The sequence below is a fragment of the Pseudomonas sp. B329 genome, assembly GCF_023127835.1.
Classification (GTDB): domain Bacteria; phylum Pseudomonadota; class Gammaproteobacteria; order Pseudomonadales; family Pseudomonadaceae; genus Aquipseudomonas; species Aquipseudomonas synxantha_A.
This window is the reverse complement of record NZ_SPKP01000007.1, coordinates 40,553-59,941: the sequence shown is the minus strand read 5'-3', so window position 1 is coordinate 59,941 and position 19,389 is coordinate 40,553. Positions and strand designations below refer to the sequence as shown.

The following is a 19,389-nucleotide window of genomic DNA, read 5'->3' as shown; positions in this document are numbered from 1 at the left end:
CTCCATTGCCAAACAGCAGCCAATGGGCTTCTCCCATTGAACGATGGGCCTATAAAACAGCACCCAGCGTGCAGCAGCCAGAAGACGGGGAGTCGTTAGTCGTAGGACAACGCCAGGAAGCGCAGGGAAACAAGCAGGCAGCGCTGAAACAGCGCCGCCCGGGTTTGACGGTTACTGGTTTTCGAGCAGCGAACGCAGCATCCACGCGGTTTTCTCGTGTACCTGCATACGCTGGGTCAACAGGTCGGCCGTCGGCTCATCGCTGACCTTGTCCAGCAGCGGGAAGATGCCTCGGGCGGTACGCGTAACCGCTTCCTGACCGGCCACCAGTTGCTTGATCATCTCTTCGGCGCTCGGCACACCCTCCTCTTCCTTGATCGAAGACAGGCGGGCGTAGATCGAATAGGCGCCCGGTGCCGGGAAGCCCAGGGCACGGATGCGCTCGGCAATGGAGTCCACCGCCAGCGCCAATTCGTTGTACTGCTCCTCGAACATCAAGTGCAGCGTACGAAACATGGGGCCTGTGACGTTCCAATGGAAGTTGTGGGTCTTCAGATACAGAACATAGGTATCGGACAGCAGTCGTGAAAGTCCGTCGACGATGGACTTACGGTCTTCTTCACTGATACCAATATCGATTGCCATGTTTTTCCCCTTCAATTGACGAGTATTCATTGATCAGGTGCAGGACCACTCTAGCAAGAGAGCGAGCCGCATGCAGCCCGTCACACCCAGGCGACCTGCGGCAAATCGCCCCGCATCGCTTGCAACTCGCGAATTGGCAAGCCTTTTTAGCCGTAGGAACGGTCTCGCAACGCCCGCCAAAAAATCCTGCACCTGTCTAGGACAAGCGTTTGCTGCACAAATGCCGTTGCCGTCGCAACACCCCGAAATGCTTGATTTGAGTAGGCACAGCCTTTGCTGTTAAATAGACGCCGTGTGGCTGCCGTTTATTCCTGCGGCACTTCACATAGGCTGATACCCGCGCACGTGCTCAACGCCTCCCATTGTTCAGAAGCGAACCGTGCCAGTCAGCTCTTCCTTGTGATCCGTCTTAACGTGAGTTAATCAAAATGTTGAAAATCGTCCACCTGCTAACGGGCGTTGCAGCTTTGCTGCTGTCCTTTATCCCGAGCCTGCAGCCTGAAAGCCTGCCCTACCTGCAACAACATGACGCTCTGTACCTGGCCTTGTTCGGCCTTCTTAACCTGACGCTCGCACCGGTAATCCCTTACTGGAACAAAGGCACGCGTCATCAACTGCAAAACCTGGTCAGTGCGCTGCTGGTGCTGACTGTTGTTGTTCAAACCCTCACCCTTTTGGCGCCTATGCCTGAAGTGGGTGGCCATCCGGCTATCCTGCTCAGCCTGGTGATTGCTGTGGTTGCCATTGTTCTTCACCTGGCCATCAGCTTCTACCGTTCGTCTCCGGCGGCCGCGTCGCAAAACTACGACATGACCAACCGGGATACCGGTACCGTCAAGTGGTTCAACACCTCCAAAGGCTTCGGCTTCATTTCCCGCGATTCGGGCGACGATATCTTCGTCCACTTCCGGGCTATCCGTGGCGAAGGCCATCGCGTGCTGGTCGAAGGCCAGCGCGTGGAGTTCTCGGTGATGAACCGCGACAAGGGCCTGCAAGCCGAAGATGTAATCGCTGCCCTGCCGCGTCGCTGATCCCAAGCCTTCGCAGCAAAAAAAACCGCGATCCAGCGTTGGCTGGATCGCGGTTTTTTATTGCCTGCACATTCAATAGTGCGGCGGCGGCGCTTCTTCTTCGGATGACTCGAACTGGCCGCCCATTTCTTCCTGGCGCTTGAGCAAGGCCGTCATTTGCAATTGCAGGCGTTCAACCGCCCGCTGCTGTGTGACCAGGATGTCGTTGAGGGTCTCGATGGTGTCGTCCTGGAAAGCCAGGCGGCTTTCCAGGTCGGTAACGCGCTCTTGCAGGTCCATGATTCAGTCCTGGGTAAAGATGAAGTCGGCAGGCAACAGCGCACGCAATCGAGCGCGAATCGCCGCCACTTGCTCTTGGGTATAGGGCCGGGCCGGGTGCTTGCCCCACACCGGTGCCGGCCAGGCGGCGTCATCGCGTTTGCGCACAATCACATGCACATGCAATTGGCTGACGACGTTACCCAGCGCACCGATGTTCATCTTGTCAGCGGCCAGCCCTTCGTTAAGCAATTGCGCCAGGGCCGTCGTTTCTTGCCACAAGGTTTGTTGATCTGCGACATCCAGTTGAAACACTTCGCTGATACCGTCTTTGCGTGGCACCAGAATGAACCAGGGGTAATTGGCGTCATTGGACAGCAGCAGGCGACAGAGCGGGAAGTCCCCAATGGCCAAGGTGTCTTGTTGCAGGCGTTGATCTAAGGCGAACACGTGGGCACTCCGTTCGGCAGGTCGGGACAGGCGCCCAGCATACCTTTGAACGTCTGAGGCTTCACGGCCAATCCTGGCACTGTTGAGGCAGGCGGGTAAAAATGCACCTTTTGGAGGCAGAAAAACAGTTGATCTACGCTAGACCGGGCCTCAACAGCACGCACCAAAATGACCCACTGGTGCGTCAAAGGGATCCGCCAATTACCCACTGAGAGGGGTGAACCGGTAACGTTTTACCCAAGCGCAGGTTTTGCGTAGCACCAAAGAGTGGTAGCACCCTGGGCGCCGAGCCCAAACCAAACGGCGTAAAAGGCCCGTGCTTATGCGGTTTTTACATTCCCATCACGCCTTTCACGAAAAAATGACATTCGGTCGCCGGTTTGAGCACGCTTGTTGCATTCACCCCCGTATCGTCGGCAACGGCACCCGTCTGGAAGCAGGTGTTTCGCGATAAAAGTAGTGGCGTTTCAGTGTGTATCAAGGAAGTGTTCAAACTTTGAAAGAAGTCTGAAAACAGCATTGAAGTTGTCAGCCTGGATACATTTCTGGCTGTGAATTTGCGACATGGATCTAGCGATTTACGACAGCCTCGTAAAGAAGCTGAAAGGATAATTGAGTAAGTATCGTCAATAGAGCCTGCGTGAGATAACTTTGCGCCGGCAAAAAAAGAAAGAGCCGCCCAGATAAAAATACAGGTGGGACGGCAGTACTCTTCCTAAAACCAAAGGAGCAAATCACGATGCGCGTGATGAAGTGGAGCATGATCGCCCTGGCTGTTTCAGCAGGCACCTCGCAGTTCGCAATGGCGTCCGCCCAGGACGATTCCAAGGGCTTTATTGAGGACAGTACGGCCAGCATTCTGACTCGTACCCTTTATTTCAGCCGTGACTTCCGTAACAACGATTCCGGCCAGAGCCGTCGTGAAGAGACCGGCCTAGGTTTCCACGGCCTATTCAGCTCGGGCTACACCCAAGGCACCATCGGTGTCGGTGTCGATGTCATCGGCTTGATGGGCATCAAACTGGACAGCGGCAAGGGCCGCGCGAACACTGGACTGTTCCCTAACGGCTCCGATGGCCGCGCGCAGGATGAATACTCTAAAGGTGGCGCCGCAGTAAAATTTCGCATTTCTAACACAGTGCTGAAAGTCGGCGATCAATACACTACCGCCCCCGTCTTTGCCTCGGATGACAGCCGCTTGCTGCCGGAACTGCCGCAAGGCATCTCCATCACCAGCAACGAAATCAAAGACCTGAAACTGGAAGCCGGTCACTTCACGTCGATTGTTGCTCAGGACCAAACCTACAGGGACAGTATCTCCAGCTCCGAGCCAGGCTCAAGCCGCGGCCTGCGAGACGCCAATTTCGTGGGTGGCGTTTACGCCTGGACTCCAGAGTTCACCACCAGCCTCTACTACTCGAAGGTCGAAGACTACTGGAAGAAGCTCTACGCCAACGTGAACTGGACTCATGCGCTTAGCGATGACCAGTCCGTGGCGGTCGATTTCAACATCTACGACACCAAGAGCGACGGCGCAGGCCTGGTACGTGCTGATAAAGACGGTACTACCAAACTCGACAACCGTGCGTTCAGCTTGCAAGGTGCGTACACCATTGGCGCTCACACCTTTACCCTCGCAGCCCAAAAGGTCAGCGGCGACGGCCAGTATGGCTACGGCGTAGACGGCGGCGGCACGGTTTTCCTGGCCAACTCCATCGCCCGTTCCGACTTCAACGCTGAAGGCGAGAAGTCGTTTCAAGCTCGCTACGACATCAACATGGCGACCTTTGGTATTCCTGGCCTGAGCTTCATGACTCGTTACGTAACAGGTAGCGGCGCCAACACCAACCTCACTAGCAACGGCAAAGAGTGGGAGCGCGATATCGAGGCTAAATATGTGATCCAAAGCGGTGCGGCCAAAGATCTGAGCCTACGTCTACGTCAAGCGACTTATCGCTCCTCGGATAACGTCTACGGATCGCCGTCTCTGGACGAACTGCGTCTGATCGCACAGTACCCGCTGAACATCTTGTAATTGCCGGTTTAATTACAACGATGGCTTGAGGCTTCGGCCTTAAACAAAAAGCCGCTCCTGCGTTTAACAGGGAGCGGCTTTTTTATTGCAGTTTTGTTTCAAACAACAAAACAACTAGCAAGCTAAGTAACTAGTTTATCAAAGCTGACCTTTCGGCCAACTTCGATAGCAGTACGCCAAGTTATTTCGGCGCACTTTCCTGCATCACGCGAATAACCCGTTGTGGAACCGGAATATCAATCCCTGCCGCTTTCAAACGGTCACGTGCCAGTTCATTAAACATAAACACCACGTCCCAATAATCCGGGGTGTTGGTCCAGCAGCGCAGCGAAACGGTGATGGAGCTGTCGCCCAGGGTCGATACCACCGCTACAGGCGCAGGATCAGCCAGCACGCGGGGATCTTTGGCCAGCTCCAGCAACACTTCACGGGCTTTTTGCAGGTCGGCCTCGTAGTCCACGCCCACATCAAAAACCACCTTGCGGGTCGGCTGGCGGTTGGTATTGGTGATGATGCCGTTGGACAGGATGCCGTTCGGCACGATCACTGTCTTGTTGTCACCGGTACGGATCACGGTGTGGAAGATCTGGATGCTATCGACGGTACCCGAGGTGCCCTGCGCTTCGATCCAGTCACCGATGCGGAACGGACGAAACAGCAGAATCAGCACACCACCAGCGAAGTTCGCCAGGCTGCCCTGCAATGCCAGGCCGATCGCCAGGGTTGCCGCACCGATGGCAGCGACGAACGAGGTGGTTGCCACGCCGATCATCGAAGCCACGCTGACGATCAGCATGACTTTCAGTGCGATGTTCGCCAGGCTGGTGACGAAGTGCTGCAGCGCCAGGTCGGCGTTGCGCACGGCCAGCAAACGGCCTACACGATGGGTAAAGACATTGATCAGCCACCAGCCAATGGCCAGGGTGATCACTGCCAGTAATACCCGGCTGCCATATTCCATGATCATGGGGATCCAAGACTGAGAGGTCTTGATCAGGTGATCCATTTCAGCGTTCAAATCCATCTACTTTCTCCTGTGGTGCGGCGATAGGGCTCTATTGACTGCCTGAAAACGCAATTGAGCCCCGAAGGGCTCAATTGTAGGCACTGATTCTGGGGCGTGGGACGTCAAAAACACCCACAGGTTCCCCAAAGTGCCATCAGTCGCGGAAGTTATTGAACTGCAGCGGCATATCGAAAGTCTTGGCACGCAGGGCCGCAATAGCCTCTTGCAGATCATCGCGTTTCTTGCCGGTGACGCGAACCTGCTCGCCCTGAATGGCGGCCTGGACCTTGAGCTTGGCGTCCTTGATGTGGGCGACGATCTTCTTCGCCAGTTCCTTGTCGATGCCTTCCTTGAGCACGGCTTCCTGCTTCATCAGCTTGCCGGAAGCATAGGCGTCCTTGACTTCAAGGCACTGCACGTCGATCTTGCGCTTGACCAGGGCCAGCTTGAGGATCTCGATCATCGCTTCCAGCTGGAAATCGGCTTCAGCGGTCAGGTTGACGGTCAGTTCCTTTTCCTTGAATTCGAAGCTGCCCTTGCCTTTCAGGTCATAGCGACGGTCCAGTTCCTTGACGGCGTTCTCGACGGCGTTGGTGACTTCGTGTTTGTCCAGTTCAGATACCACGTCGAACGAAGGCATGTGATTTCTCCAATATAAGGGGCGGGCTCAGTAGAGATGGAGCGCGCCCGAGCTAAAATTCCGGGGCATTATAGCGGTTCTTTCGCGCCGTTCACCGCTGGCGACCTTATGGAGCACACACTGATGTCGACCCCCTGGCATATTCTTGGCGCCGGCAGCCTGGGCACCCTGTGGGCCACGCGGCTGGCGCGCGCGGGGGTGCCCGTCAGGCTGATCCTGCGCAATGAGGCACGCCTTGCCGACTATCGAGCTGGCCAAGGGCTGACCCTGGTCGAGCACGGTGTGGAACAGACTTACCCGGTAGTCGGCGAAGCGCCTGACAGCCTGGAGCCGATTCATCGCCTGCTGGTCGCATGCAAAGCCTACGACGCCCAAAGCGCTATCGCCCAGTTGCAACATCGACTGGCGCCCGACGCCGAACTGATCCTGCTGCAAAATGGCCTCGGCAGCCAGGACGCAGTGGCTGCACAAGTGCCGTCGGCCCGCTGTATCTTTGCCTCGAGTACTGAAGGTGCGTTTCGCGAAGGCGACTGGCGGGTGGTGTTTGCCGGGCATGGCTACACCTGGCTGGGGGATGCGAGCCACCCCACGCCACCGCTGTGGCTGGACGACCTGCAAGCAGCCGGCATTCCCCACGATTGGGCCAGCGATATCCTCACGCGCCTGTGGCGCAAGCTGGCGCTCAATTGCGCCATCAACCCACTGACCGTGCTGTATCACTGCCGCAACGGCGGTTTGAGCGCCCACCACTGCGAGGTCGCCACGCTCTGCGCCGAGCTGGCCGAACTGCTGGAGCGCTGCGGCCAGCCTGCGGCTGCACAGGACTTGCACAGCGAAGTCGAGCGAGTGATCCAGGCCACCGCCGCCAACTATTCCTCCATGTACCAGGACGTCGCCAACGCCCGACGTACCGAGATCAGCTACCTGCTGGGCTACGCTTGCCAGGCCGCGGCCCGCCATCAGTTGGCAGTGCCGCATCTGCAACAGGTGCACACGCGCCTGGTGACGCATTTGCTCGCACGCGGATTGGCCAGCGACTGAGGCACGCGCTACCCTGCCTACCTGTCTATCACCTGGGAAAACCCTGATGCCATTGCGCCAGCGTCTTGAAAATCTACCGGTAGGACAGAAACTGCTGGCGGCCCTGCTAGTACTGTTGACCACCGTATTGCTGGTGGCCAACCTGACGTTTATCAGCGCTGCTTACTGGATCTCCCAGGAAAGCATGGCCCCCCAGGCCTTGCAGGCCATCGGTCGGCTGGTGTCCAACCCGTCGCTTGCCGCACAGGCGCTTGAATCCCCGGCCAAGGCCGAGGCACTGCTCAACGAACTGACCAGCTATTCACCGTTGCGCGCCGCCGCCCTGTATGACGGCGAAGGCAACCGCCTGGCGCAGATGCAACACGGCGACCGCCTGCACCTGCCGGACCACTACCGGCATATTGAAGCGTGGCGTGTTACCGAGTTTCGCAGCAACCAGGTCATCACCCTGCCCCGTGGCAACCAGCCTTCCGGGCATTTGTTGCTGGTGGCCACAAGTGAGCTGCCGATGGCCTTCTATACCGGCACGCTGACCGCGAGCCTGGGCATCCTGATCTTCAGTGTGTTGCTGTGGCTGGTCATCGCCCGGCAGATCAAACGCCTGATTACCCGCCCCATCCATGAACTGGAAGAGCTTTCGCGCCAGGTCACCCGCGAAGAGAACTACGCCCTGCGCGCAGGGCCCGGCAACCATGATGAAATCGGCAGCCTGGCCGAAGCCTTCAACACCATGCTGTCGCGTATCGAAGCCCGCGAGCAGCAACTCAAGCGCGCCCGCGACGACTCCCAGGCCGCCTACGACCAGGCCCAGGGTTTGGCCGAAGAAACCCGGCATACCAACCGCAAGCTCGAACTGGAAGTTCAGGTGCGCAGCAAGATCGAGAAAAAACTCACCGGTTTCCAGAACTACCTCAACAGCATCATCGACTCGATGCCCTCGGCGCTGATCGCCCTGGATGAACAGCTCTACGTCACTCAGTGGAACCAGGAAGCCACTGCTCTCTCCGGCACGCGCCTGGACGAAGCCCTGAACCAGCCGATCTTTCTGGCCTTCCAGCCCCTCAAGCCGTACCTGCCACAAATCAAGGCAACGGTGGAGCAACACTCGGTGGAGCGGATAGAACGGGTCACCTGGATCAAGGACGACGAGCCCAAGCATTACGCCCTGACGTTCTATCCATTGATGGGCGGTGCCGGGCGCGGCGTGGTGATCCGGATCGACGACATCACCCAGCGCCTGTCCCTGGAAGAAATGATGGTGCAATCTGAGAAGATGCTCTCGGTCGGCGGCCTCGCAGCCGGTATGGCCCATGAGATCAACAACCCTCTGGGCGCCATCCTGCATAACGTGCAGAACATTCGCCGCCGCCTGTCCCCCGACCTGCCCAAGAACCTGGAGCTCGCCGAACAAGTGGGGATTGAACTGGACACGGTCAATCGCTACCTGCAAGGCCGCGAAGTCCCGCAGTTGCTCGACGGCATCCAGCAAGCTGGCGCCCGCGCCGCGAAAATCGTCACCCACATGCTCAGCTTCAGCCGGCGCAGTAATCGCCAGATGGCCCCCTGCGACTTGCCGGCCTTGATCGACCAGGCCGTGGAAATTGCCGGCAACGATTTCGACCTCACCATCGGCTTCGACTTCAAGGGCCAAGCGATCATCCGCCAGTTCGACCCGCAACTGGGCCCCGTGCCCGGCACCGCCAACGAGCTGGAACAAGTGCTGCTCAATTTGCTGAAGAACGCCGCCCAGGCCATTCACCTGCGTGAAGACGACAGCGAACCGGGGCGCATTATCCTGCGCACCCGCCTCAACCCGCCGTGGGCAGAAATCCAGGTGGAAGACAACGGCATCGGCATGAGCGAAAACGTGCGCAAACGCACGTTCGAGCCGTTCTTCACCACCAAGGAAATCGGCCAGGGCACCGGGCTTGGGCTGTCGGTGTCGTATTTCATCATTACCAACAACCACAAGGGCCAGATGGAAGTGCATTCCACCCTGGGCCAGGGCACGTGCTTTACCTTGCGCCTGCCGCTTGCCGGCAGCCAATTGCCCCCCACTGAACTTACCCAACTGGAGCACTGACCATGGGCTTTCGCCTGTCGAAGATCTACACCCGTACCGGCGACAAGGGCGAGACCGGCCTCGGCGACGGCCGCCGCGTGCCCAAGGACCACCCACGCGTGGAGGCGATTGGCGAGGTGGATACGCTGAACAGCCAGTTGGGCTTGCTGCTGGCCAACCTTGAAGAGCAAAGCGGTAAGCATCCGGCGCTAATGGATGTGATTGAGGTGCTCACACCTTGCCAACATCGCCTTTTCGACCTGGGCGGCGAGCTGGCGATGCCGGTGTACAAGGCATTGAATGCGGCGGAAGTGGATCGGCTGGAAGCGGCGATTGATCGCTGGAATGAGGAGGTTGGGCCGCTGGAGAACTTCATCCTGCCTGGCGGCTCGGCGTTGATCGCCCAAGCCCATGTGTGTCGTAGCCTGGCGCGCAGTGCGGAGCGGCGGTGTCAGCACCTGAATGCGCTGGAGCCGCTGGAAGGCGTGGGATTGGCGTATATCAATCGGTTGTCGGACTTGCTGTTTGTGGCGGCCAGGGTGATTGCCCGGCGCCAAGGTGTTGCTGAAGTGTTGTGGCAGGCGGCTGCCAAGCCACACTGAGATTTATCGGGTGACTGGCAAGACCTCATCGGGAGCAAGCCCCCTCCCACATTTTGAATTGTGAATACATTCAAGTGTGGGAGGGGGCTTGCTCCCGATAGGGCCCGTCAGCGCAACATCAAACCTGCGGCCAGAACGCCCGAATCCCAGCCACGCCTTGCGCCCCGGCTTCCCAGGCCTGCTCCCGCTGCGCAGGCCCAACCCCGCCCAGCAGAAACACCGGCTTACTGAACCCGGCGATCAACTGCGCCGCCTGCTCCCAACCTAAAGGCTGCGCATCCGGATGCGTCTGGGTCGGCTGTACCGGCGACAGCGTGACAAAGTCCACGTCCATCATCTCTGCCAGTGCCAGCTCTTCGGCGTTGTGGCAAGAAGCCGCCAACCAGCGATCCTTCGGCAGCGGCCGGCCTTTGCTCGCATACTTACGCAGTTGCGCCGAGGTCATGTGCCAGCCGGCGGCAGGGAAATCCCCCAGCCATTCGAACGGCCCTTTAAGCATCAGTTGTGCCTTGCCGGCACACAAGCCAACCGCATCCACCGCCAGATCGCGGTATTTGGGGTCATAACCGTTGGGCGCACGCAGTTGAACCAGCTTGATGCCACCAGCGATGGCCTGCTGGATACCGCGCAACAACATCGGGGTTTCCAGCTCACCGGGGGTGATCAGGTACTCGGCCGGCAGGCGCGCAGCAGCAACAATCGGCGCATTCGCCGCCGGGAACTCGTAGTTGAGCAAGTCCCGCGGCGACACCCATTCCAACGGCTGCCCTTCGGCCCCATGAGGCTCGCCGGTAAACGCCGAGACTTCCCAGACATCCAGCAATACCTGCTTGTCCGGGTAGTCGTGCTGCACCTTGATCAGCGGCCGCGCCGTGGTGACCTGGATGCCCAGCTCTTCCTGCAATTCACGGGACAAGGCCGTGGAGACCGACTCATCGGCCTCCACCTTGCCGCCGGGAAATTCCCAGAGGCCGCCTTGATGCTGGGTATCGGCACGGCGCGCCAACAGGATCCTGCCGTCGACACCGCGGATCACCGCTGCTGCTACATGCACTCGTTTCACCACCAGTTTCCTCTTGGTATCAGGTACGGTATTCCGCGTTGATCTTCACGTACTCGTGGGACAGGTCGGTAGTCCAGATGGTTTCGCTGCACTCGCCGCGGCCCAGTTCGATGCGGATGGTGATTTCTTCCTGCTGCATCACCGCCGAGCCCTGGGCTTCGGTGTAGGTTTCGGCACGGGCACCGCGGCTGGCGATGCATACATCGCCCAGGAACACGTCGATCTTGCTCACGTCCAGGTCCGGCACGCCGGCACGGCCAACGGCGGCCAGGATACGCCCCCAGTTCGGGTCCGATGCAAACAGTGCGGTCTTGATCAGCGGCGAGTGAGCCACGGTGTAACCCACATCCAGGCATTCCTGATGGTTGCCGCCGCCATTGACTTCAACCGTGACGAACTTGGTCGCGCCCTCGCCGTCGCGCACGATGGCCTGGGCCACCTCCATGCACACTTCAAACACGGCCTGTTTCAACGCCGCGAACAGCGGGCCTTCGGTGGACGTGATTTCCGGCAGATTGGCCTGGCCAGTGGCGATCAGCATGCAGCAGTCGTTGGTGGAGGTGTCGCCGTCGATGGTGATGCGGTTGAACGACTTGTTGGCGCCATCGAGCATCAGGCGCTGCAGCACATCGCGGGAGACTTTGGCGTCGGTGGCGATATAACCGAGCATGGTGGCCATGTTCGGACGGATCATGCCTGCGCCCTTGCTGATACCGGTCACGGTGACGGTCACGCCGTCATGCACGAACTGGCGGCTCGCGCCTTTTGGCAAGGTGTCCGTGGTCATGATGCCGGTGGCCGCAGCCGCCCAGTTATCCACAGACAGGTCATCCAGCGCAGCCTGAAGGGCGCCTTCGATTTTTTCCACTGGCAGCGGCTCACCGATCACGCCGGTGGAGTACGGCAGCACTTGGCTGGCGTCCACGCCGGCCAGTTGCGCCAGCTTGGCGCAGGTGCGCGCAGCCGCCACCAGGCCAGGCTCGCCGGTGCCGGCGTTGGCGTTACCGGTATTGGTCAGCAGGTAGCGAATCGACCCGGCCACCCGTTGCTTGGCCAGGATCACTGGCGCGGCGCAAAAAGCGTTGAGGGTGAATACACCTGCCACGGTCGAGCCTTCGGCACAGCGCATCACTACCACATCCTTGCGCCCCGGGCGCTTGATGCCGGCCGAAGCGATACCGAGTTCAAAACCGGCGACCGGGTGCAATGTGGGCAAAGGACCAAGACCAACAGCCATGTATGCGCTCCTTGAAATAGATGATGTCTGTGCCGTCGCTATCGACGGTGGGAATTAATGGCAAAACGCCGCGACGGCTGGTGCCGGTCGCGGCGCAGGGGTGTTGCAGCGTCAGGCGAAAATCTTATTCGATCTGGCCGTGGCAGTGTTTGTATTTCTTGCCCGAACCGCAGAAGCACAGCTCGTTGCGGCCCAGTTTCTGATCATTGCGAACCGGGCTTTGAGCCAGGGCCACGTCGACTTCTTCGCCCAACGCTTCAGGCGCGTCCAGGCCCGGAGCCTCGTCATGCTGGAACTGCATGCGCGCAGCCAGCGCCTCGGCTTCCTGACGCAGGCGTGCCTCTTCCTCGATCGGGTCTTCGCGACGCACCTGAACGTGGGACAGCACGCGAATCGAATCGCGCTTGATCGAATCCAGCAGCTCGGAGAACAGCGTGAACGACTCGCGCTTGTACTCCTGCTTCGGGTTCTTCTGGGCGTAACCGCGCAGGTGGATGCCGTGACGCAGGTGGTCCATGGTCGACAGGTGGTCTTTCCACAGGTCGTCCAGCACGCGCAGCACGATTTGCTTCTCGAAGGTGCGCAGTGCTTCGGCACTCGCCTGCTCTTCTTTCTCGTTGTACGCGGCCAGCAGTTCGGCCATCAGTTTTTCGCGCAGGGTTTCTTCGTACAGGTGGTCGTCTTCGTCCAGCCATTGCTGAACCGGCAAGTCGACACCGAAGTCGCTCTTCAACGCCGCTTCCAGGCCGGCAACATCCCACTGTTCAGGCAGGGACTGTGGCGGGATATGGGCGCTGACGGTAGCGTTGAGCACGTCCTGACGGAAGTCAGCGATGGTCTCGCCAATATTGTCGGCGGCCAGCAACGTGTTACGCATGTGATAGATCACTTTACGCTGTTCGTTGTTGACGTCATCGAACTCGAGCAGTTGCTTGCGAATGTCGAAGTTGCGGCCTTCGACCTTGCGCTGGGCTTTCTCGATGGCGTTGGTCACCATGCGGTGCTCGATCGCTTCACCGGACTGCATGCCCAGGGCCTTCATGAAGTTCTTCACCCGATCAGAGGCGAAGATGCGCATCAGGCTGTCTTCCAGCGACAGGTAGAAACGGCTGGAACCGGCGTCCCCCTGACGGCCGGCACGGCCACGCAGCTGGTTGTCGATACGGCGCGATTCGTGACGCTCGGAGGCGATCACCTGCAAGCCACCGGATTCCAGCACGGCCTGGTGGCGCTTCTGCCAGTCAGCCTTGATCTGGGCGATCTGCTCAGGGGTCGGGTTGTCGAGCGAGGCCACTTCCACTTCCCAGTTGCCGCCCAACAGGATGTCGGTACCACGACCGGCCATGTTGGTAGCGATGGTCAGCGCGCCAGGGCGACCGGCCTGGGCAATGATCTCGGCTTCCTTTTCGTGGAACTTGGCGTTGAGTACCTTGTGCTCGATGCCTTCCTTGTTAAGCAGGTTGGACACGTGCTCGGAAGTTTCGATAGTGGCGGTACCCACCAGGATCGGGCGGCCCTTGGCCATGCCGTCCTTGATGTCGTTGATGATCGCCGCGTATTTCTCTTCGGCAGTCAGGAACACCAGGTCGTTGTAGTCTTTACGCGCCAACGGTTTGTTCGGCGGAATGACCATCACGGCCAGGTTGTAGATCTGGTGGAACTCGAACGCTTCAGTGTCGGCCGTACCGGTCATGCCGGACAGTTTGTTGTACAGACGGAAGTAGTTCTGGAAGGTGGTGGACGCCAACGTCTGGCTTTCGGCCTGGATGTTGAGGTGTTCCTTCGCTTCGATGGCCTGGTGCAGGCCTTCGGACAGACGGCGACCGGGCATGGTACGACCGGTGTGTTCGTCAACCAGCACGACCTGGCCGTCCTGCACGATGTATTCGACGTTGCGATGGAACAGCTTGTGGGCGCGCAGGCCGGCGTACACGTGGGTCAACAGGCCCAGGTTGTGCGCGGAGTACAGGCTCTCACCCTCGGCCAGCTCGCCGATCTGGGTCAGCATCTCTTCGACGAACTGGTGACCGGCTTCGTTGAGTTCGACCTGGCGGGTCTTCTCGTCGATGCTGAAGTGACCTTCTTTGGTCACCACGCCTTCGACTTCCTCGATGTGCTGCTCCAGGCGCGGGATCAACTTGTTGATCTCGGTGTACAGGCGCGAGCTGTCTTCGGCCTGACCGGAGATGATCAGCGGCGTACGGGCTTCGTCGATGAGGATGGAGTCGACTTCGTCGATCACGGCAAAGTTGAGTTCACGCTGGAATTTTTCTTCCATGCTGAACGCCATGTTGTCGCGCAGGTAGTCGAAACCGAATTCGTTGTTGGTGCCGTAGGTGATATCGGCGGCGTAGGCAGCGCGTTTCTCTTCCGGCGGCTGGAACGGCGTTACCACGCCGACGGTCAGGCCGAGGAATTCATACAGCGGGCGCATCCAGTTGGCGTCCCGGCGGGCCAGGTAGTCGTTCACCGTCACAACGTGCACGCCCTTGCCGGACAGTGCGTTGAGGTAAACGCCCAGGGTTGCCACCAGGGTCTTGCCTTCACCGGTACGCATTTCGGCAATCATGCCTTCATGCAAGGTCATGCCGCCGATCAACTGGACGTCGAAGTGGCGCATGCCCATAACGCGCTTACCGGCTTCGCGGGCGACCGCGAAGGCTTCGGGCAGCAGCTTGTCGAGGGTTTCACCTTTGGCTATGCGGGCCTTGAACTCTTGGGTCTTGGCGCGCAATTGCTCGTCCGACAGAGCAACCATCTGCTCCTCGAAGGCATTGACCAGCTGCACCGTCTTGAGCATGCGTTTGACTTCGCGCTCATTCTTGCTTCCAAAAAGTTTCTTTAACAAAGGCGCAAACATATCGGCAGGTTCTTCCACACATAGGGATGGAGGGCGCACCGTGAGTGGCCCGAGCAGCCCTCACGGCCGCATTGCGAACGCGCATTCTACCCGGAATCGTGGGTGAGGAAAGTAACGTTGTTTCCCGATGCAGGCGCGGCGCTATGAGAGGGCTTGTTTAAAATAAGGGCTTTTGCGCGAACTTCAACCCATAGAGCGCAGAAGTTACTTATTGATTTCATGGGTAAAGCCCAGCCAAGGCATGGCCGCGGGGCGTACCGGCGCTTTCTGGTAAGATAACCGCTCTGTTACCTAAGGTGTCTAAACATGGCATTTCGCCCTCTTACAGCCCGCGCTCCCGGCGTGTTGCTTCGCGAAGCCAAGCCGTTGAAAGCCATCTTTGGCCATGCGCAACGCTTGGGCCGTTTGCAGCGCCTGCTTGAAAGCCAGTTGCAACCGGCCGCACGTGAGCATTGTCATGTGGCGTCCTGGCGAGAAGGCAATCTGCTATTAATTGTCACTGATGGCCATTGGGCCACACGCTTGCGCTATCAGCAAAAACGCTTGCAGCGCCAGTTGATGGTCTTTGACGAGTTCGCCGGTTTGACGCGCATTCAGTTCAAGGTACAGCCGCCCACCGTGCCGCAAGGCGCAGTGGGGCATACGATGGACCTGTCGGAAAATGCGGCCGAAACCCTGCAGGCAACCGCCGAAGGGATCAGCGACCCAGGCTTGCGCGCAGCCCTGGAACGGCTGGCCGCCCATGCCCGGCCCAAAGCCTGAACACTACTTGCGTTTGCTGCCGCCCAGCAACGAGCCCAACAGGCCACGCACCAACTGGCGCCCCATTTGATTGGCCGCCTGCTGCATGGCTGACTTCAGCGCCTTGCCGGCAGTAGTCCCCAGGAATGCACCGGCCTTGTCGGTAAAGCTCGGTTCTTCGGCGGTCGGTGCGGTTTCCTCGGTGGGCCCAAGTTCCTTGCGAGCCATCAGCACTTCATAGGCCGACTCCCGGTCAACCGGCTTGTCATAGCGGCCCAACAGCGGCGAACTGGCGACCAACGCCGCACGCTCTGCTGCGCTGAGCGGCCCGATCCGCGATTGCGGGGGAGCAACCAGTACGCGCTGGACCACTTCCGGGGTGCCCTTTTCCTGCAAGGTTCCCACCAACGCCTCACCCGTCCCCAACTCTGTGAGCACCGACAAGGTATCGAAGGTCGGGTTGGGCCGGAAACCGTCGGCCACCGCCCGCAGGGATTTCTGCTCTTTGGCGGTGAACGCACGCAAACCATGCTGAATGCGCAAACCCAGTTGCGCCAGCACCGTATCCGGCAAGTCGCCCGGCGATTGGGTGACAAAGTACACGCCGACGCCTTTGGAGCGGATCAAGCGTACGACTTGCTCCAGACGTTCCTGCAAGGCTTTTGGCGTATCCGCGAACAGCAAATGCGCCTCGTCGAAAAACAGCGCCAGCAGCGGTTTGTCGGCATCGCCACGCTCCGGCAATTGCTCGAACAACTCTGCCAGCAGCCACAACAGGAAGGTCGCGTAGACCTTCGGCGCTTCATGCACCAGCCGGCTGGCATCGAGCAGATGAATGCGCCCGCGGCCATCGCTGGCCGGTTGCAGAATATCTTCCAGTTGCAGGGCCGGCTCGCCAAACAAGGCTTCGGCGCCCTGCTGCTCCAGCACCGCCAGGCGCCGCAACAGCGCCTGGCTGGAACCGGTGGTCATCAACGCCGCGTCGTCACCCAGCAGCTCCGGGTGATAGCGCAGGTGATTGAGCAGTGCCTTGAGATCCTTGAGATCCAGCAGCAACAGACCTTCGCGGTCGGCCACCTTGAAGGTCGCATAGAGCGCCGATTGCTGGCTGTCAGTCAGCTCCAACAAGCTGCCGAGCAACAACGGGCCCATTTCGCTGATGGTGGTGCGCAGCGGATGGCCGGACTGCCCGTGGATATCCCACAGGGTGACCGGATACGCCTGGGCCGTGTAATCCAGGAACGGCATACCGGCAATGCGCTCGGCCACTTTGCCCTGAGGGTTGGCGGCGGCGCCCAGGCCACAGAGGTCGCCCTTGATGTCAGCGGCGAACACCGCCACGCCCGCATCACTGAAGGCTTCGGCCAGGCGCTGCAAGGTGACGGTCTTGCCGGTGCCGGTGGCGCCGGCGATCAACCCGTGACGGTTGGCCAGGCGCATGGACTGGGCGATGGGCTGGCCGTCAAGGCCGGCACCGATAAGCAGTTGTGTGGAGTCAGGCATTTCGTCACCTATGGTTAATCTTTAGTGCCGCGAGGTCGATATAGACGGATGTAAGCCCGACAAAGACTAAAAAATGGTCAGATAATTCCGATATGGACCAACGGAGCTATCACCAGAAATACCACACCTTTTTTAACGCTGCCATTTTGCGCCTCCCCTATAGGACGCGCCTCGGATATTAAGACCTTAGCGGACCCTACAAGCCATGAATAAAAATCTGCGCTTCAGCCACAAGATCCTGCTTGCAGCCTCCCTTATCGTCATCGCCGCCTTCGCGTTGTTTACCCTTTACAACGACTACCTGCAGCGCAATGCGATTCGTGACGACCTCAATAACTACCTGCACGAAATGGGCGACGTTACCGCCAGCAATATCCAGACCTGGCTCACCGGGCGTATCGCCCTGGTGGAAAACGCTGCGCAAAACATTGCCATCAATCCTGAACCGTCCGTGGTTGCCAGCCTGCTGGAACAGAAAGCGCTGACGTCTTCGTTCATGGCGACCTACGTGGGTGACAGCCAGGGCACCTTCACCATTCGCCCTGACACCAAGATGCCCGACGGCTTCGACCCGCGTGTTCGCCCCTGGTACAAGGGCGCCCAGGCCAGCAATGGCTCAACCCTGACCGAACCTTATATAGACGCGGCCACCGGGCAACTGATCATCTCCGTGGCCACCCCCAGCGCCAAGGGCGGCCAAAGTATCGGTGTGGTAGGCGGCGACCTGAGCCTGCAAACCCTGGTGGATAACATTGGCGCGCTGGATTTCGGCGGCATGGGTTATGCCTTCCTGGTCAGTGCCGACGGCAAGGTGCTGGTGCACCCGGACAAAACCCTGGTGATGAAGACCCTGGCTGACGTGTATCCAAAGGACACGCCGAAGATCAGCAGCGACTTCAGCGAAGTACAAGCCAACGGCAAAACCAACATCGTGACCTTCACCCCGATCAAGGGCCTGCCATCGGTGAACTGGTACCTGGGTGTGTCGGTGGATAAAGCCAAGTCGTTCGCCATGCTCAGTGAGTTCCGCACATCAGCCGTGATCGCCACGATCATCGCGGTGGTGATCATCATCGCCTTGCTGGGCATGTTGATCCGCGTGCTGCTACAGCCGTTGCACCTGATGACCCGGGCCATGCAGGACATCGCCGACGGCGAGGGCGACCTGACCCGGCGCCTGATCATCCAGAACAACGATGAGTTCGGCACCCTGGGTACGGCCTTCAACCGCTTCGTGGAGCGCATCCACACCTCGATTCGCGAAGTCTCGTCAGCCACCGAGCAGGTCAATGAAGTGGCGCTGCGCGTGGTCAGCGCCTCCAATTCGTCGATGGTCAACTCCGACGAACAGGCCAACCGCACCAACAGCGTCGCCGCCGCCATCAACCAACTGGGTGCCGCCGCCCAAGAGATCGCGCGCAACGCTGCGCAAGCCTCCAATCAGGCCAGCGACGCCCGGCATTTGGCTGAAGACGGCCAGCAAGTGGTTGAGCGCAATATCAAGGCAATGACGCAGTTATCGAGCATGATCAGCGCCTCCAGCAGCAATATCGAAGCACTTAACAACAAAACAGTGAATATCGGCCAGATCCTGGAAGTGATCACCAGCATTTCCCAGCAAACCAACCTGCTGGCGCTCAACGCCGCCATCGAAGCGGCGCGCGCCGGGGAAGCCGGGCGTGGCTTTGCGGTGGTGGCCGATGAAGTGCGCAACCTGGCCCATCGCACTCAGGAATCGGCGCAACAGGTGCAAACGATGATCGAGGAGCTACAAGTGGGCGCGCGCGATTCGGTCAGTACCATGAGTGAAAGCCAGCGTCACAGCCTGGACAGCGTTGAAATCGCCAACCTGGCCGGTGAGCGCTTGAACAGCGTGACCCAGCGCATTGGCGAGATCGACGGCATGAACCAGTCGGTCGCCACCGCCACTGAAGAACAGACCTCGGTAGTGGAGTCGATCAACATGGACATCACCGAGATCAACACCCTCAATCAGGAAGGGGTGGAAAACCTGCAATCGACGCTGCGCGCCTGCTCGGACCTGGAACAACAGGCCTCGCGCCTGAAGCAATTGGTGGGTAGCTTCCGGATCTGAGGTCCCCCACCTTAATCCACCTGTAGGAGCGAGCAAGCTCGCTCCTACACAGTGCATTTTTCCGCTCCCGCCACCTTCATCCTGCGAATCTAAACCGAACATCTATCCTTACCTCAGGTC

16 protein-coding genes are annotated in these 19,389 nt (G+C 59.4%); 7 read left to right on the top strand and 9 right to left on the bottom strand.

All coding sequences use genetic code 11. From position 1 onward, the window contains the following. Window positions 1–171 precede the first annotated feature (171 nt). Window positions 172–645, bottom strand: a complete 474-nt coding sequence (locus E4P00_RS04615; protein ID WP_003193874.1) for a Dps family protein — start codon at window positions 643–645, stop codon at window positions 172–174. Between the two features lie 428 nt (window positions 646–1,073). Here E4P00_RS04615 and E4P00_RS28965 point away from each other — a divergent pair, with 428 nt between their 5' ends. Beyond that, window positions 1,074–1,676 carry a cold-shock protein gene (locus tag E4P00_RS28965; protein WP_005790922.1) on the top strand — a complete coding sequence of 201 codons (603 nt, stop codon included), beginning with the start codon at window positions 1,074–1,076 and terminating at the stop codon, window positions 1,674–1,676. Between the two features lie 72 nt (window positions 1,677–1,748). On the opposite strand, the gene E4P00_RS04605 is transcribed toward E4P00_RS28965, so the two are convergent. Beyond that, window positions 1,749–1,955 (bottom strand): SlyX family protein, encoded by a 207-nt coding sequence (locus E4P00_RS04605; protein ID WP_005790924.1) that lies wholly within the window; start codon window positions 1,953–1,955, stop codon window positions 1,749–1,751. 3 nt (window positions 1,956–1,958) lie between these two features. Next, a complete protein-coding gene (locus E4P00_RS04600) occupies window positions 1,959–2,384 on the bottom strand; it encodes an HIT domain-containing protein (protein WP_248130785.1) in 426 nt (141 codons plus the stop codon). A 739-nt stretch (window positions 2,385–3,123) separates the two neighbouring features. On the opposite strand from E4P00_RS04600, the gene E4P00_RS04595 reads away from it, so the two are divergent. After that, the gene (locus E4P00_RS04595; protein WP_032879697.1) at window positions 3,124–4,419 is read left to right on the top strand and encodes an OprD family porin; all 1,296 of its coding nucleotides are present in this window, start codon (window positions 3,124–3,126) and stop codon (window positions 4,417–4,419) included. Window positions 4,420–4,600: 181 nt separating this feature from the next. On the opposite strand, the gene E4P00_RS04590 is transcribed toward E4P00_RS04595, so the two are convergent. Beyond that, on the bottom strand, window positions 4,601–5,443 hold the full coding sequence (locus E4P00_RS04590) for a mechanosensitive ion channel family protein (protein ID WP_248130782.1): 843 nt from the start codon (window positions 5,441–5,443) through the stop codon (window positions 4,601–4,603). Between the two features lie 136 nt (window positions 5,444–5,579). Continuing rightward, on the bottom strand, window positions 5,580–6,065 hold the full coding sequence (locus E4P00_RS04585; RefSeq protein WP_003193880.1) for a YajQ family cyclic di-GMP-binding protein: 486 nt from the start codon (window positions 6,063–6,065) through the stop codon (window positions 5,580–5,582). A gap of 123 nt (window positions 6,066–6,188) precedes the next feature. Here E4P00_RS04585 and E4P00_RS04580 point away from each other — a divergent pair, with 123 nt between their 5' ends. From E4P00_RS04580 to E4P00_RS04570, 3 genes are read left to right on the top strand one after another with little or no spacing between them, the layout of a single operon-like run. Continuing rightward, window positions 6,189–7,106 (top strand): putative 2-dehydropantoate 2-reductase, encoded by a 918-nt coding sequence (locus tag E4P00_RS04580; RefSeq protein WP_216092043.1) that lies wholly within the window; start codon window positions 6,189–6,191, stop codon window positions 7,104–7,106. Between the two features lie 46 nt (window positions 7,107–7,152). After that, on the top strand, window positions 7,153–9,189 hold the full coding sequence (locus tag E4P00_RS04575; protein ID WP_216092044.1) for an ATP-binding protein: 2,037 nt from the start codon (window positions 7,153–7,155) through the stop codon (window positions 9,187–9,189). Window positions 9,190–9,191: 2 nt separating this feature from the next. After that, on the top strand, window positions 9,192–9,770 hold the full coding sequence (locus E4P00_RS04570) for a cob(I)yrinic acid a,c-diamide adenosyltransferase (protein ID WP_005790941.1): 579 nt from the start codon (window positions 9,192–9,194) through the stop codon (window positions 9,768–9,770). 118 nt (window positions 9,771–9,888) lie between these two features. Here the strand turns inward: E4P00_RS04570 and E4P00_RS04565 are convergent, their stop codons facing one another. The 3 genes from E4P00_RS04565 to secA all read right to left on the bottom strand — a co-directional run bounded on the left by E4P00_RS04565 (window position 9,889) and on the right by secA (window position 14,930). Beyond that, window positions 9,889–10,833, bottom strand: coding sequence for a Nudix family hydrolase (locus E4P00_RS04565; RefSeq protein ID WP_078822309.1), 945 nt, complete (start codon window positions 10,831–10,833; stop codon window positions 9,889–9,891). Window positions 10,834–10,852: 19 nt separating this feature from the next. Then, complete coding sequence (gene argJ, locus E4P00_RS04560; RefSeq protein WP_005790945.1) at window positions 10,853–12,070, bottom strand: bifunctional glutamate N-acetyltransferase/amino-acid acetyltransferase ArgJ; 1,218 nt, start codon at window positions 12,068–12,070, stop codon at window positions 10,853–10,855. Between the two features lie 124 nt (window positions 12,071–12,194). Beyond that, window positions 12,195–14,930, bottom strand: a complete 2,736-nt coding sequence (secA, locus tag E4P00_RS04555) for a preprotein translocase subunit SecA (RefSeq protein ID WP_248130780.1) — start codon at window positions 14,928–14,930, stop codon at window positions 12,195–12,197. A gap of 306 nt (window positions 14,931–15,236) precedes the next feature. On the opposite strand from secA, the gene E4P00_RS04550 reads away from it, so the two are divergent. Then, complete coding sequence (locus E4P00_RS04550; protein WP_005790949.1) at window positions 15,237–15,692, top strand: DciA family protein; 456 nt, start codon at window positions 15,237–15,239, stop codon at window positions 15,690–15,692. Window positions 15,693–15,695: 3 nt separating this feature from the next. On the opposite strand, the gene E4P00_RS04545 is transcribed toward E4P00_RS04550, so the two are convergent. After that, entirely contained in the window at window positions 15,696–17,174 is a 1,479-nt protein-coding gene (locus tag E4P00_RS04545; RefSeq protein ID WP_005790951.1) for a helicase HerA-like domain-containing protein, read from the bottom strand. A 205-nt stretch (window positions 17,175–17,379) separates the two neighbouring features. Here E4P00_RS04545 and E4P00_RS04540 point away from each other — a divergent pair, with 205 nt between their 5' ends. Beyond that, the gene (locus tag E4P00_RS04540; protein WP_103734708.1) at window positions 17,380–19,269 is read left to right on the top strand and encodes a methyl-accepting chemotaxis protein; all 1,890 of its coding nucleotides are present in this window, start codon (window positions 17,380–17,382) and stop codon (window positions 19,267–19,269) included. Window positions 19,270–19,389 lie beyond the last annotated feature (120 nt).